General features: G+C 52.5%; 13 protein-coding genes and 2 pseudogenes. 11 read left to right on the forward strand and 4 right to left on the reverse strand.

Translation table 11 applies throughout. The features are described from left to right. Positions 1-169 precede the first annotated feature (169 nt). The 9 genes and pseudogenes from ABIE61_RS00005 to ABIE61_RS00040 form a co-directional block, all read left to right on the forward strand. A pseudogene (locus ABIE61_RS00005) lies at positions 170-364 on the forward strand (ATP-binding protein); the annotation flags it as partial. Positions 365-409: 45 nt separating this feature from the next. After that, positions 410-1660: a response regulator gene (locus tag ABIE61_RS00010; protein WP_354405816.1), complete on the forward strand. Its 1251-nt coding sequence runs from the start codon at positions 410-412 to the stop codon at positions 1658-1660. Between the two features lie 3 nt (positions 1661-1663). After that, positions 1664-3727: a putative bifunctional diguanylate cyclase/phosphodiesterase gene (locus tag ABIE61_RS00015; RefSeq protein WP_354405818.1), complete on the forward strand. Its 2064-nt coding sequence runs from the start codon at positions 1664-1666 to the stop codon at positions 3725-3727. Positions 3728-3953: 226 nt separating this feature from the next. Then, a pseudogene (locus ABIE61_RS18830) lies at positions 3954-4421 on the forward strand (methyl-accepting chemotaxis protein); the annotation flags it as partial. A gap of 48 nt (positions 4422-4469) precedes the next feature. Next, positions 4470-4850, forward strand: coding sequence for a CZB domain-containing protein (locus ABIE61_RS18835; protein WP_502915017.1), 381 nt, complete (start codon positions 4470-4472; stop codon positions 4848-4850). A 217-nt stretch (positions 4851-5067) separates the two neighbouring features. After that, positions 5068-5979, forward strand: a complete 912-nt coding sequence (locus ABIE61_RS00025; protein ID WP_354405822.1) for an HDOD domain-containing protein — start codon at positions 5068-5070, stop codon at positions 5977-5979. 6 nt (positions 5980-5985) lie between these two features. After that, positions 5986-6327 (forward strand): DUF3135 domain-containing protein, encoded by a 342-nt coding sequence (locus ABIE61_RS00030; RefSeq protein WP_354405824.1) that lies wholly within the window; start codon positions 5986-5988, stop codon positions 6325-6327. A gap of 5 nt (positions 6328-6332) precedes the next feature. After that, positions 6333-8273 carry a putative bifunctional diguanylate cyclase/phosphodiesterase gene (locus ABIE61_RS00035; RefSeq protein ID WP_354405825.1) on the forward strand — a complete coding sequence of 647 codons (1941 nt, stop codon included), beginning with the start codon at positions 6333-6335 and terminating at the stop codon, positions 8271-8273. A 14-nt stretch (positions 8274-8287) separates the two neighbouring features. After that, positions 8288-9841 (forward strand): methyl-accepting chemotaxis protein, encoded by a 1554-nt coding sequence (locus ABIE61_RS00040; protein WP_354405827.1) that lies wholly within the window; start codon positions 8288-8290, stop codon positions 9839-9841. Between the two features lie 76 nt (positions 9842-9917). On the opposite strand, the gene ABIE61_RS00045 is transcribed toward ABIE61_RS00040, so the two are convergent. From ABIE61_RS00045 to ABIE61_RS00060, 4 genes are all read right to left on the reverse strand, one after another. Continuing rightward, the gene (locus ABIE61_RS00045; RefSeq protein ID WP_354405829.1) at positions 9918-11303 is read right to left on the reverse strand and encodes a dihydrolipoyl dehydrogenase; all 1386 of its coding nucleotides are present in this window, start codon (positions 11301-11303) and stop codon (positions 9918-9920) included. Between the two features lie 38 nt (positions 11304-11341). Next, a complete protein-coding gene (locus ABIE61_RS00050) occupies positions 11342-11707 on the reverse strand; it encodes a hypothetical protein (RefSeq protein ID WP_354405831.1) in 366 nt (121 codons plus the stop codon). A 72-nt stretch (positions 11708-11779) separates the two neighbouring features. After that, positions 11780-12109 (reverse strand): NifB/NifX family molybdenum-iron cluster-binding protein, encoded by a 330-nt coding sequence (locus ABIE61_RS00055; protein WP_354405832.1) that lies wholly within the window; start codon positions 12107-12109, stop codon positions 11780-11782. Positions 12110-12309: 200 nt separating this feature from the next. Then, on the reverse strand, positions 12310-12963 hold the full coding sequence (locus ABIE61_RS00060; protein WP_206834752.1) for a peroxiredoxin: 654 nt from the start codon (positions 12961-12963) through the stop codon (positions 12310-12312). Between the two features lie 401 nt (positions 12964-13364). On the opposite strand from ABIE61_RS00060, the gene ttcA reads away from it, so the two are divergent. Together ttcA and ABIE61_RS00070 are read left to right on the forward strand one after the other, a co-directional pair. Next, the gene (gene ttcA / locus ABIE61_RS00065; protein WP_354405834.1) at positions 13365-14288 is read left to right on the forward strand and encodes a tRNA 2-thiocytidine(32) synthetase TtcA; all 924 of its coding nucleotides are present in this window, start codon (positions 13365-13367) and stop codon (positions 14286-14288) included. A 77-nt stretch (positions 14289-14365) separates the two neighbouring features. After that, positions 14366-15145, forward strand: a complete 780-nt coding sequence (locus ABIE61_RS00070; protein ID WP_354405836.1) for an enoyl-CoA hydratase — start codon at positions 14366-14368, stop codon at positions 15143-15145. Position 15146: the final 1 nt, after the last annotated feature.

The following is a 15146-nucleotide window of genomic DNA, read 5'->3' on the forward strand; positions in this document are numbered from 1 at the left end:
TCGGTGAGTTGCTTGATCAACGGGGTCAGGATACCGTCTTTGCCGGTGAGGTCTTTGCCCTCACGCAGAGCTTGAAGTGCGGCATCCATATCGAATGTAGGTTTGGTCATGAGTCATCTCTTTTCGGTTCAGTCTAAAGAAATGACACAGAATTCTGAACACTACCGCCATTCGTGATACCGGGATTGGCATTCCTCATGAAGTGCAGGAGCGCATTTTTGAGAGTTTCAGCCAGGCTGATGGATCAACGACCCGGAAATATGGCGGTACTGGGTTGGGTTTGACCCTTAGTCGAGAAATTGTGACCCATATGGGGGGCAAATTGTGGCTTGAGTCTGAGCCTGGCCAAGGCAGCACCTTTCACTTTTGTGTAGTACTCCAGCCTGCGCAGGATCCCGGCAGTCTATTTGTGCCCAGCGAAGAGTTGCAAGGTCTTGGCGCATTGATAGTAGACGATAATGCGACTAACCGTTTGATTCTCGAACATTATTGCGATAGCTGGAAAATCAGCCATCAAAGTGCCGATAGTGGAGAGCAGGCGCTGGAATTGCTTGAGCAAAACTGGCTGCAAGGAAAGCAGCTATTTGACCTTGTTCTGACTGACATGATGATGCCTGATATGGATGGTGTTACGTTGGCTCGGCAGATACGCAATGATGAGCGCTTCAGCACTATCAAAATGATCCTGATTACTTCGTATACCGGGCGTGCACTGAATCAGCAGGCAGAGAAGGCAGGTTTTGAGTGTTTATTGGCCAAGCCTTTGGGGCGTGATGAGTTGCATGATGCGATTGAAAGAGTGCTCTATTCTCATAATGGTATCTCTACTGACCAAGCGTCCGGTAGCAAAACCCTTCAGCATGAACTGGTAGGACTCAGGGTACTTTTGGCTGAGGATAATGATGTAAATCGTATGGTAGCGTTGGCAAATCTGGAGCGTTTGGGGTGCCATGCAGTCAGTGCCGAGAATGGCCGCGAGGCCTTGGAATGGGTACATCGGCAGCGTTTTGATGTTGTTTTGATGGACTGTCAGATGCCGGTGATGGATGGGCTCACTGCCACCCGTGAGTTGAGGATGCTCGAAGAGCAGCACGGTTGGTCTCGTGTACCGGTTATAGCAATGACGGCCTTTGTCACTCCAGTAGAGATTCAACGGTGTTTGGATGCTGGTATGGATGGACACCTTGGTAAGCCTTTTGAGCCTGAGCAGCTTAGACAAATTCTGATGGAGCATGCACGTGGTGTAGTCTCAGATATATCAGAGCCTGACTCAACAGCCTTGCATGAAGAAGATGGTGATAACACAACTCAGGTCTTGAGTCTCGATACCCTGCGGCAGTTGGAAGAGCTGTTGGGTGGCGATATTGTGATGATACTGGAAGCCTTTCTTGAGCAACTGCCTGACCTTGTCCAAGGAGTCATCGAGGGTCTTGAAACCGATAAACAAGAGTTGGCGTATAGGGCAGCACACACTCTCAAAAGCAGTGCTGCCAATGTAGGGGGCATGAGTGTGTCTGAGCAGTCAGCTGAAATTGAACGCAATATTAAAACTCTAGACAAATCGGAGCTGTTTAGTCTCGCCCAGCGGCTATCCACAGAATCAGATAAGCTGGCATGCGCACTGCAAGAATTTCTGAAGTCGTGCCCGCATCAGGAGTAAAGATTGGTCGAATTTAATATAAGCCCTAAAGATGTGAGCCGTATTCTAGTGGTTGATGATGATCTGACCACACGGCTGACACTGACTAAGATACTCCAGAAAGAAGGTTATGAGGTCGCCCAGGCAGTGAGTGGGCAGTCAGCGGTAGAATGGCTTGCAATCCATTCCGTTCCCGATCTTGTTCTGCTGGATGTGGTGATGCCAGGTATGGACGGCTTTGAGGTCTGTGAGCACATTCGCAGACTGGACACGCGAGTGCCGGTTGTGATGCTGACTGGGCTGGATGATGTGATCGCAATCGACAAAGCCTTTGCACAGGGCGCCACCGATTTCATAACCAAGCCCATCAATTGGGCGCTTCTAATCCGACGTGTTCGATATTCGTTGCGAACCTATCGCATGACCTGTGCACTGGATCAGGTACGGGTCATGCAAAACGAGGCGCAAGAGGTTGCGCAGTTGGGTTTTTTTGAGTGGCATTCAAAGACCGATACACTTGATTGGGCCCCTGGGTTGCTTGAGTTGTTTCAGTTACCTGAAACCGTTTCCGAGATGGGGCTGGATGGGTATTTACAACGGGTTGAATCCGGGCAGCGAGAGCATGTACGGCAGCAGCTGGAAAAATTGCTCATGGATGAGCATGAGCGGGCAATGTTAGGGCATGGTTTTAGGGCAGGAGATGGTGAACGGCATGTTCGCATGATTGCACGCAAAACGGCTGACAATAGCATTCTATGCGTGTTGCAGGACGTGACAGATTTTTGGCAAGCACGACAGACGATCGAGTTTCAGCGCCACCATGACAGTTTGACACAGATGTCGAACCGTAATGCTTTCCAGGCGCTACTTGCGCAGCAATTGGATGATCCCCACCCCTGTGCCGTTGTTACGCTTGATATTGATCGTTTTCATATGATCAATGACTCCTTTGGTCAGGTGGAGGGCGACAAGCTGCTGCAGTTATTTTCCCTGCGTTTGCAAAGCGCGACCCGGGGACTATACCAAATGGCCAGACTTGGAGCAGACGAGTTTGCCATTCTCATACCTGATCTGGATGATCAAGAGGTGCTGGTAAATTGGATAGCCGATCTACAGCTGCGCTTAGGGTCGGCGTATGAGTTGAATGGTCAGCCTGTATTTATTGAAACCAGTGTGGGAGTTGCCATTAGCCCTGAAAATGGTAATGAGCCTAACCAGCTGATCAGTGCTGCAATTCAGGCCAGACTCGTTGCCAAAAGGGCAGGAGGCAGTCGCTTTAAAATTTATGATGAGACTTGCCAAGCTGACTATGCAAAGCGCCTATATATTGAGTCTGAACTCAGGCACGCGCTCGAACGGCATGAGTTCAAGCTTTTCTATCAGCCCCAGCTGGATGTGAAGTCCGGTCGTATTGTGGGGGTTGAAGCACTGATTCGTTGGGACCACCCAGATATGGGGTTGGTCTCACCCGTTGAGTTCATTCCGATCGCAGAGCAGATGGAGCTGATTCACAGTCTCGGCTACTGGGTAGCAGAAGAGGCCATTCGGCAGGCGTACGCATGGTATCAAGAAGGGCTTGGGCTACGGGTCGGCATTAACCTCTCAGGTCGTCAGTTCATGGATAGTGATCTGGCCAGCAAGCTTGGTCGAATGATCAACACGTCAGGTTTGCCTTCGGAGCTGCTGGATCTGGAAATTACTGAAAGCGTGGCCATGGATAATCCTGAGCAGGCCCTTTACTTACTGAATGAATTAAAACAGCTGGGTGTCACCTTGGCCATTGATGACTTTGGCACTGGTTACTCCTCGCTTGAATATCTGCAGAAATTCTGTGTCGACTTCATCAAGGTGGACAGGGCGTTTGTCAAAAACCTGGTTCACAACTCGGCCGATCAGGGGATCGTTAAGGCCGTAATGGGCATTGCTGAGAGTCTGAATATGAGAGTAATTGCCGAAGGTGTCGAAACTGAGGAGGAGTTGGCACTGCTGACTGCTCTGGGCTGTGATGAAATCCAAGGGTACTTTATCAGCAAACCGGTACCACCTGCCGATATCCCCGGCGTAATAAAACACTATCATTCCGAATAAATTATCTGATGTGACACTTGAGGCACATATGTTTGTACTTGGACGTAAACAACATAAAAAAGAAGAAGAACTCAAAGCACAGCTGCAAGCCATGCAAGCCGAGCATTTGAAAGAAAAACAGAGCCTGCAGGCGTTGCTGGCAGAGAAAGAGGATCAGCTGCGCCAGCTGCAACAGCAGGGGGATAGTGAGGCGGCGGTTATGTCCTGGCAGCTGAAAGGGGGCGATATGCTACTCAGCATTCGTGAGGGGTTGGCGGATACTGCTGAGGAGCTTATAAACGAGCGAAAAGCACTTAAGCAGTTAGATGAGGTTTTCGACCACACTCGCGAGGCGCTGCAAAAGCTTGGGCAACGCTCCAGCCTGATTAACGACCAGGCCAGTGCGAGCCTGAGTGCCGCAACAGTGTTGGACACAACCGCTCATTCAATCTCGAAGCTTGTTTCCAGTATTCAGGAGATATCTGATCAGACCAACCTGCTGGCCTTGAATGCGGCAATTGAGGCGGCTCGTGCGGGGGAGGCTGGCCGTGGTTTTGCGGTTGTCGCTGACGAGGTGCGTGCGCTGGCCGCTAAGGCACACGGTGCGAGTCAGGAAATCGAACGCTTGGTGACTCAGGTTATTGATCAGACCAGTTCAATCAAGACGGTAGTGAATCAGAACCTTGAAGTTGCGTCTGATGTGGCGGCGTCCTCCACCCAGATTGATTCTGTTGTCGGTGATGTCATCACTCGTTCCGATCATATGCAACGCGTTATCCGCATCGCGACCACCGCCTCGTTCCTCAATACGGTCAAGCTTGATCATGCGGTCTGGAAAAACCAGATTTACAGTCTCATTGAGCGTGGCGAGTTTTCAGAGGGGGCCAACAGTCACACGGAGTGTCGCTTGGGGCACTGGTACTATGATGGCTATGGTGGCCGTAAATACGCAGGCTTGAACAGTTTCAAGGCGCTGGAAAGCCCACACCGTCAGGTACATGATTCAGGTCGTGCCGCCTTGGCCTGTGGCGCACAAAAAGATTACAAAGGCATGCTGCAACAACTCGAGCAGATGGAAAAGGCCAGTCTCAGTGTGGTGCGGTGTATTGACAGCTTGATGCGTGAGGTTTCGCAAAAGGTTTGAGCTGAACCCCTGACCTCTACTGCAAAACATCCTCCCTACCGACTCCCGCCATATTTCTATTTCTGATGTTGAGGTGCGACAAAAAGTCGCATCTTGGCATTTGGTCGTGTGTGTTAACGTGTGTCATAATTGTCACAAAGGACTTATATGGCAAGTATTATGTTGTGGTGTTATCTCCCAAGCTCCATGGGGTGATGGCATACAGAAGGAGAGAATCATGAGCAGTGTTGAATCCAGTGTGATTTCTCTTGAAGAAATTGAAGAACGTCTTGAGCAGCTACCCCTGTTGCCAAGTGTAATGTTTGAGCTGATGAGGTCGGATCCAGACAGCGATACCTTCTTTGATGACATGGTACGACTGGCCAAGACTGACCCGCCGCTGGCGAGTTTGATTATTGGTTATGCCAATTCGGCTGCTTGTATGGGGAGTACATCTGTTGACAGCATCGAAGCAGCCTTGGCTCGGGTTGGCTCTAACACCATCCTGCAACTGCTAATGGCTATTTCTGTAGCACGTGTTTTCGTGCCTGCAAAGGATGAGCAACGCAATATATGGAGGCACTCGCTCGAGGTCGCTCAAATTGCGTTGTTCATGGCCCGTACTGCATATTTCTCTACAGTAAAACCAGAAACAGCCTATATGGCAGGCCTGTTGCATGACCTTGGGCGCTTCGTCATGTTGCAGGTCGCCCCAGATGTTTTGAAAGATACGGATGTACGCGGCTGGGGTGCTGCAGAAGAGCTTATCTCGGCTGAGCAGAGTGTCCTGGGGTTCACACATACAGTTGTTGGGCAGATGGCCTGCAAAAAAATGCACTTGCCGGCTTTAATCAGCAATATTGTCCGCTATCACCACCATCCTGAGGTGGTACGCCACCCGAAAGTTCACAAAGAGCTGCGTGATCTGCTAATCATTATTCAGTTTGCCGATGCATTGAGTTTCTATCTGGCGGCGAATCCTGGCTGGAGTGCTGAGCCTGAAGCGGTTCTGAAGCAACAGATTGAAAGTACTGTGGTTTCTCACGCTTGGGGTGGTGTGAGGCTGCCGTTGGTTGAGCTGGTGCATGCCTTGCCAATGATTTATGCCGAATGTGACAACGCATGTGATTTGTTGGGAATCAGGAGGTAATAAACGATGAGCATTGAGCTTCCGAGTTTTGATGAACTGGCTCGTTTGGCGGCCGATGATCCTGAGGCGCTGGAAGCATTGCGACAAGCATTGGTGGCCCAACATATTGCCAGCAGGCCTGAGTCGAAACATCAAAAGCTTGAGCGTTTGCAGTTTAGGATCGATGGTGTTATCCGGCGTTCCAATAACCCTGTCCATGCTTGTGTTTTGTTACATCAGTTAATGATCGATAACACCTCCAGTTTGCTGCATGAAATGAAGCAGCTGCCACGGACAGTTGTTTCGTCAAGCAACACCAATTCAGTTGTAAAACAACCACGGCTGATATTGATTTCTGGAAAAGAGTAAGCGTTATGAGCATGAGATACCCAACAGTGGGTGAAGTTGCTGTCGGTATTGAGTTAACTGCTGAAAGCTTTGCGCAGCGTAAAGCATTATTGACTCTTACTGCCGAGGAGGAACAGTTACTGCGCCAGGTGCAGCCCCGCATGTCGGCTTATACAGAGCAATTGATAGAAGCCTTTTATAACCATTTGATACAGTTTGAAGGGGTGTCTGATCTGCTTAAAGAGAATGCGACGCTCCAACGGCTCAAAGTTACCCAAAAGCGTTACTTTGAGCGCTTGCTGTCAGGTCAATATGACTATGAATATGCGCTCGACCGCCTCGCGGTTGGTATAGCACATCAGAGAATAGGCCTACAGCCACAGTGGTATACGGGCGCTTTCGGTAGTTTTGTGCAACATTTCAGTTTGGGGCTACAGCATGAGTTTCGTTACGCTCCTGAAGTTAGTAGTCAGGTGCTCACGGCTTTGAATAAACTCGTACTGCTGGATGTAACACTGGCCCTGGATGCTTACAGTCACGCAGCTCATAACGCGATTATGCGTGCCAGAGACGATGCACAAAATCGTTTTGACGAACAGGCCAAACACATTGAAAAACTGGCTTTCTATGACACATTGACGGGACTTCCCAACCGTAATTTGTTGGGTGAGCTGGTAGAGCAGCAGTTGACCGTTACTCGTCGAGAGCAACGAACACTGGCCTTGATTTATATGGACATAATTAATCTCAAAGAAGTGAATGAGACTCTTGGTCATGAGGTGGGGGATGCGTTGCTCAAGGCGGTGAGCCTGAGGCTGAAGCAGACAATCCGCGAAATGGATCTTCTGGGGCGGCAGGAACAGGCTGCCGGTGGAGCCTTGGCACGCATTACCGGTGACGAGTTTGCCCTGGCCTGTTTTGTGCCGGACGGTGATGCGGTGCTGTCACTGGTGTCGCGCATCAATAAGGCATTCGCTGAGCCATTTCGGATTGAAAGCGCCGAAGTGACTGTGCGCAAGCGTTATGGTGTAGTGCTGGCGCCTCATGATGGTGACAGCTACGAGATTCTGCTCCGACACGCCGATATTGCGCTGCATCAAGCCAAGGCGCGTGCAGATCAGGTGTGTTTTTATGATGCACTGCTGGGTTTGAAAATCAGAGAAAGAGCCTATCTTGCCCGTCGGCTTGAGGCCGCGCTGGTGCAGGGTAAAGGGCTGGAGTTACGTTTTCAGCCGCAGATCTGCCTTGCTACGGGCCAGCTCTGTGGTGCTGAGGTGTTGTTGCGCTGGTTTGATGCCGAACTGGGCTGGGTTAGCCCCAACCAGTTTATACCGCTGGCGGAAGAGCGAGGTTTAATCGACAAAATCACCCGCAAGGTGCTGATAATGGCGGGACACCAGCGCCGTGTATGGCAGGAGCAGGGCTTGCTGGTGCCGGGCCGGATTCAGATAAAACTGGCGGTGAATGTGTCGGCACGTGACTTGGATGATAGCCGCTTTGCCAATGACCTGTTGCTGTTACTGGCGGAGGAAGGCGTTTCACCAAGCGATTTTGAGCTGGAGCTGACCGAAACCGGTTTGATGCGTGACCCCGAGGATGCAATCAATATGCTGCATCACCTCAAGGAAAAAGGTTTTGCCCTGGCCATTGATGACTTCGGCACCGGTCACTCATCACTGAATTATCTGAAAGACATTGATGCGGATCTGTTGAAAATCGATATGTCGTTTGTGCGCAACCTGGACCGTGATGCTGCCAATCGGGCGATCGTACAAACCATCATCGCCACTGCACATATTTTCGGTATGAAAACTCTCGCGGAAGGGATCGAAAATGAAGCAATCGCGGACGAGTTGAAGCGAATGGGTTGTGATTTTGGGCAAGGCTACTGCTTTGCCCGTCCGCTGACTGCAAAAGAATTTGAACAGCGCTGGCTCTCTGGCCAGGCAGCAGATGTTATGGCGTAATTGAGGTGGTTGAGATGAAAAACAATGGCCCCGTGACTCAGCGTGAACAGCATTTTGATGCGAATGTTAAACTGATCTCATCAACTGATCTGTCGGGTGTGATCAGCCACTGCAACGATGCGTTTCAGGAGATCAGTGGTTACACCCGCGAAGAACTGATTGGTCACAATCACAATTTGGTGCGTCATCCGGATATGCCGGCAGAGGCCTTCGAGGTGATGTGGAACCACCTCAAGGCAGGTCGCCCCTGGATGGGGTTGGTCAAAAACCGTTGCAAGAATGGTGACCACTATTGGGTCAGCGCCTATGTGACCCCCGTGACCGAAGAAGGCAAGGTAGTGGGCTATGAATCCGTTCGCTCCTGTCCTGCGCGCAAGGATGTGGAGCGGGCCGAAAAACTGTACGCCCGTATCAACCGCAAACGTCGTCAGTTGCATGTGCCTCGTTATCTGCAGCAGTTCCTGATCGCGCTGGCTTTTATCGTACCGGCCGTGGTTCTGGGCTATTGGCTGTCACCGCTTGCCAGTACCCTCTGGTTGATCGCTGCCCTATTGATCTTCGGTGGTATTCAGTTCCTGCACCACAAGCATGACCTTGACCTGATCAGCAAGGAGCTGCACGGGGTGTTCATGCATCCTCTGGCGGCTAATACCTACACCAATCAGCACGGTATGACCGGCAATATCATGGTGGGGGTGATGAGCCTGCGTGCACACCTGGATGCGGTGTTGACCCGTATTGAAGATGCGTCCCGACAGGTGGCGGAACAGTCGCGTCGTGGATTGGAGTTGTCCGAAACCGCGCGCGAGGAAATTCAGGCTCAGACTCATCAAACCGAGCTGGTCGCGACCGCAATGCATGAGATGTCGTTGGCGATTCATGAAATCTCTCACAACGTGCAGCAAACAGCAGGGCAGGCCGAGCAATCAAGGGAACTGGCCGGAAAAGGCGGCGAGATTGCCCGCATCACCTGTACCTCGATTGAAGAGCTTCGCAATACTGTGTCCGAGATTGGTCAGGCAGTGCATTTGCTCGCTGAGCAGACCAGCGAGATTGCTCATGCTGCCCAGTCTATCGAAGATATCTCCGATCAAACCAACCTGCTGGCACTGAACGCGGCGATTGAGGCGGCCCGTGCCGGTGATCATGGTCGCGGCTTCTCGGTTGTGGCGGATGAAGTGCGTGTACTGGCGGGCAATACCCGAGAGTCGGCGCAGAACATCCGTAAAATCGTCGAAGGGTTGACAGGTCAGGCCCACTCTTCGGTTGCCGTGGCCAAAGAGGGCGCGGAGGATGCAGAGACCGGTCTACAGCGGGTTATTGAGTCGGAATCCATGCTGCAGGGGATTGCCGAGGCGGTGAATCAGATTTCGGCGATGTCCGAGCAGATGGCCGCGGCGGTTGAGGAGCAGGCGCTGGTATCGGAGGAGGTGAACCGTCAGGTGAAAGAGATTTCCGAGCTGGCCGAACGCAGCCTGGCCAGAACAGAAGAAAGCGCTGAAAGTATTCGCCAGTCACAGCGGGTATCCGACCAGTTGCATGAGCTGGTCAACCGTTTCAAGCAATAATGTTGCAGGCGCTGTCAGTACTGGGGTCTGAACAGCGCCATCAATTCCAGGCAGCCACTTGGATCGTCTGCTGACTTCAAAGGCGTGTCTGCAGATCACGCAATAGGCTGCGAAGCCCTTCTTCCAGCACCGGGTGATAGTAGGGCATCGCCAAAAGATCGCTAACGCTCAACTGTTGCTGCATGGCCCAGGCCAGCAGGTGGGCTAGATGCTCAGCGTCAGGCCCGAGAATTTCGGCCCCGAGCAGGGTTCCGCTGCCGGTTTCAGCCCATACCTTCATCAAGCCTCTGTCTCTGCCCAGTACCTTGGCGCGGGCCTGATCAGCGAAGTCATACGCGGCTTCTGCAAAGCGGCCGGAAAACTGCTCGTGGATATCGGCAGGGCGCATGCCGATCGTCGCAATTTGCGGATCGGAAAACACAACGGCCAACGGGACTGTGCGATCTCCCGGCTGCAGATCGGGCAGCAGGGCGGCATTACGGCCTGCAATGCCACCTTCATCCGCAGCCTCATGGAGCAGGGGCAGATGGTTGTTGGCATCACCGGCGATGAATATGTGTTCGACCGAACACTGCAACGTGTGTGGATCGAAAACAGGCACACCACGGTCATCCAGCTGCAGATGAGTCTGATCAAGTCCCAGTTGATCCACGTTGGGCCGCCGCCCGGTTGCCGCAAGCAGGTAGTCAAAGTGCTCGGTCAGAGGCTTTTCATCGGTATGTATGAAAGTGACTTCGACAGCCCTGTCCGTTTCACGGATCTCTTTTACCTGGGCATCGGGATCAAGCGGGAATTCAGCGCTAAAACATTCAACAGCTGCTTGGCGAATCTCATCATCACCGATTGGTCCTACGGCTCCACCAACGCCGAACATGCGCACCCGTACCCCAAGGCGGAGCAGGGCCTGCCCCAGTTCCAGCCCGATCACACCGGGACCGAACACGGCAACTGACTCAGGCAAAGTATCCAGCTCAAACAGATCATCATTGAGCAGCAGCCGCTTGCCGGCTTTTTGCAGAAATTCGGGCACAGCAGGGCGTGATCCGGTGGCGATTACAATTTTTTCCGCTTCAATGAGCTGTCCGTCAGCCGTTTCCAGCAGATGATCAGAGATAAAACGCACGGGTTTATGCAGCATATCCTGTTCCGGAATTGACTCCATTCCCTCCAGTACCTTGCCGACAAAACGATCGCGCATCCGGCGGACACGCTGCATCACTTTGTGGCCATCCACCTGAATGTCGGCCGCACTCACGCCGAACATATCCGCGTGGCGCATATGCCAGGCGGTATCGGCCGCGGCAATCAACAACTTGCTGGGCATGCAGCCGACACGGGCACAGGTGGTGCCCAGCGGACCTGGATCGATCAATAGTACCGAGTCCGTATGCTTTCGGGCTGCCCTATAGGCGGTAAGGCCGGCAGTTCCGGCACCAATAACGGCAATTGTTACCTTGCGCATGTTAACTCCTTGTCAATTGCGAACAGGTGATTAGAAATTCATGGCCGTAAATCCAGCCTTGGCTGAGTACGCTCATCTCCGCGCAACGCGCAGAACTCCTGCTTACGACCATTACTGTAGCTGACCTGCACGTTGAAGCCCATTCCGGGACCGTGGTTCAGCGCCAGTGTGCGTACTTCCCCCGGCTCAATGCGAAAAGCCTTAATACTGGACTGTGTATCGGCACTGCCAAAATCCAGCTGTATGGATTCAATTGTCACGTCGCTGACGTTGCGAAAACTGACTTCCAGGCCCAGCACTGGTGCTGTAAGCCGACCCATCAACCAACCACCTGCCAGTGCGAGCAGAACGCTGAAAACGAGTATCCGGCGAACAAAAGGCGTCAAAAGAGGTGAAGGGGTCATTCCTGCTCCTTGTCGATCACAGCGCCATACAAGGACGGACCAGACTAAAACCTACCGGATGACGTCTTAATGTCAGTCATCTTCCTGTCCAGTCCGGCTATCAAGGTAATGCTGGATGGCTTTATCAGGCTCAGTCTGGGTTGTAACTTTTGCCACTATCTCCTTGCGCGCCAGACGCTGGGCCAGACCACTACCCATGCCGCCGGTCAGCAGTACATCTATCCCATCCAGCGGATGAGGTACATTGCTGTCGCTGTCATGAAAAGACTCTTCCTTACTTAACTCGAGCAGGTTCTTGTCGGTAATGACACCGTTTTCGACGGTGTAGATCCAGAATCGCCGGCAGCGTCCGGCATGTTCAGTAACGGTCTTGCGGTTTTGACTGGTAACGGCAATTTTCATATCGTGAACCTGTCTGTTTGTGGTTTTCAGAAATACAGGCCAGTATTTATGCAGGTGCTGCCAGACAGGCATGGGGAAACCCGGAGAGGCACACTGCCATCCGGCCTGCCTCGGCAGGCCGGAATCAGCACCAATGTGTATCAGAGCTGTTGAGTACTATTGTTTCGAGCATAGTGTTCGAGCAATAGTGACAGCCGGAATTAAGACGGCTGTTTAGTGGTACGCAGGTACGGCAGTTTGACGTCGATATCGCCGAACTTGGCCTTGGCTTCTTCATCGTTCAAAGACAAAGCCACGATCACGTCATCACCCACTTCCCAGTTGGCGCCAGTTGCGATCGGCACCTTGTAGGTTGCCTGCAGCGCATCCAGAGCACGAACGACTTCAGCGAAGTTACGGCCGATGGACATCGGGTAGGTCATGGACAGCTGAAGCTTCTTGTCCGGGCTGAAGATGAACACGACACGTACGCTGGCGGAGTCAGCTGCGGTACGGCCATCCGGCAGGTAGGCATCAGCCGGCAGCATGTCCAGAGCCTTGGCAACAGCCATGTCTTCGTCAGCGATGATCGGGAACTTGGCCGGTGCGCCGGCGTATTTCTCGATATCGGCTTTCCATTCAACGTGCTCGTCCACGCCATCAACGGACAGACCGATCACCTTGGTGCCGCGTTTTTCCCACTCGGCAGCCAGCTGTGCTACAGCACCGAATTCGGTGGTGCAGACCGGGGTGAAGTCCTTCGGGTGGCTGAACAGGATCGCCCAGCTGTCACCGATGAAGTCGTGCAGTTTGAAGTCGCCCAGATCGGTTTTCAGATCAAGGTTGGGTACGGTGTCATTAATGCGAAGTGCCATTTTGTTTCTCCTGTTGTCATTCATTTGGCGCTGCTGCGCCCCTACTGAGAACACAATATTATAAGCTTATAACAAAATGAAATTTAACATGGCAATGGGGGCAATAGTAGAAGTTTATTGCACTGTCCCTACTGCACGCCGAGGCCCAGCCTCAGTCGAGTGGTCGCTTCACTGTCATGGAAGTACGGGTAGATCAGCTGCACGGTTAACCCAGAACTGCGCCACGTTGATGCTGGAGTTCAGCCAAAAAGCATAGCCCTTAGGGCATGAAGGTTCCATTAAATTAGAGGTTTTTTATTTAATGGATCAGGGCTGCATTAAAATATCGGGTTTATTATCCGCAGCGCTATTCATGTATAATCCGCGCTCAATTTTTAACCCGTCATCAGTAGTAACTAACCATGCAGACCGACAGCCTCGATAAGCAGAAGAAAACCCGCCTTAACAAGCTGCAAAAGCGGCTGCGCCGTGAAATGGGGCAGGCGATCGAAGCCTTCAACATGATTGAAAACGGCGACAAAGTGATGGTCTGCCTGTCGGGTGGCAAGGACTCCTTTGCCATGCTGGACATCCTGATGAACCTGCAAAAAAGCGCGCCAATTCGGTTTGAGCTGGTGGCGGTCAATCTGGATCAGAAGCAGCCTGGCTTCCCCGAAGAGGTACTGCCGGCCTACCTTGAGTCACTGGGCGTACCGTTTCATATTGTCGAGCGTGATACCTACTCCATCGTCAAATCGGTGGTGCCGGAAGGCAAGACCACCTGCGGTCTTTGCTCGCGTTTGCGTCGCGGCACACTGTATGGCTTTGCCGATGAGATCGGTGCCAACAAGATCGCGCTGGGACATCATCGTGACGACATCCTGGAGACCTTTTTCCTTAACATGTTCTTCGGTGGCAAGTTGAAGTCGATGCCGCCCAAGCTGGTGTCTGATGACGGCAAGAACATGGTAATCCGCCCGCTGGCCTATGCCCGTGAAAAGGACATCATGGAGTACGCCGAGTTGCGTGAATTCCCGATCATTCCGTGCAACCTGTGCGGCTCACAGGAGAACCTGCAGCGTCAGGTGATCAAGGAGATGCTGCAGGGCTGGGATAAATCCCATCCTGGCAGGATTGAGACCATGTTCCGTGCCCTGTGCAATGTGGTGCCCTCCCATCTGGCCGATCCACAGCTGTTTGATTTCAAAAACCTGCAGCTGGGCTTTCCGCATGGTATTGGCCCGGCCATGCAGGCTATGGCAGGCCCACTAGGTGAAGATGATGAAGCTACAGCTGGTGGGTCGGGTGTACAGGTGATGGAGAAGATCGATATTCTCTCGGTCTGAAAAACCGGCTTGACCTGTTGCTCCCTTTTGACCGATATTCGGGTAAACCCGAATAACAACAAAAAGGGAGTAACCGCATGACCCATTCATTACTGGAGCGTCAGGACCACGAAGGCGTGGCCACCTTGATGCTTTCCCGTCCCGACGCCTACAACAGCCTTTCCATGGAGTTGATGCAGGCATTGCATGCTGAGCTTGATGCCATTGCTGATGACCTCACCATTCGATGTGTGGTGATCAAGGGGTCAGGCAAAGGTTTCTGTGCTGGTCATGATCTCAAGCAAATGCTGGGTGAGAGCGAAGAAGACTACTACCGTTGTACCTTTAACACCTGCGCCGGGTTAATGCAGCGCATTGTTAGTCTGCCTGTACCGGTAATCGCTCAGGTGCACGGCGTTGCCACCGCAGCCGGCTGCCAGCTGGTCGCCACGGCGGATCTCGCGGTCGCAGCGGATAATGCCCGCTTTGCCACACCGGGTGTCAATATCGGCCTGTTCTGTTCGACCCCGATGGTGGCGCTGAGTCGTGCGGTTCAACCCAAACATGCGATGGAGTTGTTGCTGACCGGTGAGTTGGTCAATGCACAACGCGCCTACGAGATCGGTCTGGTGAATCGTCTGGTGCCTGAGTCCGATCTGGATCAGGCGGTCGCTGAACTGGCCGGCAAGATAGCATCCAAATCACGACGCACGTTGCAGATCGGCAAGCAGGCGTTCCAGCGCCAGCGTGAGTTGCCATTGGCGGATGCCTATGCGGCTTGCAGTGAGGTGATGGTGGAAAACATGCTGACGGCAGATGCGCAGGAAGGTATCGATGCGTTCATCAACAAGCGCAAACCGGAATGGACGCACCGCTGAG

It is taken from the genome of Marinobacterium sp. MBR-111 (assembly GCF_040547585.1).
GTDB classification, from domain to species: Bacteria; Pseudomonadota; Gammaproteobacteria; order Pseudomonadales; family Balneatricaceae; genus Marinobacterium; species Marinobacterium iners.

Excerpts from the sequence above, each read along its gene's own strand:
- ABIE61_RS18835 (WP_502915017.1), top strand. The coding sequence starts at position 4,470 with ATGCAACGCGTTATCCGCATCGCGACCACCGCCTCGTTCCTCAATACG.
- ABIE61_RS00045 (WP_354405829.1), bottom strand. The coding sequence starts at position 11,303 with ATGCGCAAGGTAACAATTGCCGTTATTGGTGCCGGAACTGCCGGCCTT.
- ABIE61_RS00025 (WP_354405822.1), top strand. The coding sequence starts at position 5,068 with ATGAGCAGTGTTGAATCCAGTGTGATTTCTCTTGAAGAAATTGAAGAA.
- ABIE61_RS00030 (WP_354405824.1), top strand. The coding sequence starts at position 5,986 with ATGAGCATTGAGCTTCCGAGTTTTGATGAACTGGCTCGTTTGGCGGCC.
- ABIE61_RS00040 (WP_354405827.1), top strand. The coding sequence starts at position 8,288 with ATGAAAAACAATGGCCCCGTGACTCAGCGTGAACAGCATTTTGATGCG.
- ABIE61_RS00050 (WP_354405831.1), bottom strand. The coding sequence starts at position 11,707 with ATGACCCCTTCACCTCTTTTGACGCCTTTTGTTCGCCGGATACTCGTT.
- ttcA (WP_354405834.1), top strand. The coding sequence starts at position 13,365 with ATGCAGACCGACAGCCTCGATAAGCAGAAGAAAACCCGCCTTAACAAG.
- ABIE61_RS00055 (WP_354405832.1), bottom strand. The coding sequence starts at position 12,109 with ATGAAAATTGCCGTTACCAGTCAAAACCGCAAGACCGTTACTGAACAT.
- ABIE61_RS00035 (WP_354405825.1), top strand. The coding sequence starts at position 6,333 with ATGAGCATGAGATACCCAACAGTGGGTGAAGTTGCTGTCGGTATTGAG.
- ABIE61_RS00070 (WP_354405836.1), top strand. The coding sequence starts at position 14,366 with ATGACCCATTCATTACTGGAGCGTCAGGACCACGAAGGCGTGGCCACC.
- ABIE61_RS00060 (WP_206834752.1), bottom strand. The coding sequence starts at position 12,963 with ATGGCACTTCGCATTAATGACACCGTACCCAACCTTGATCTGAAAACC.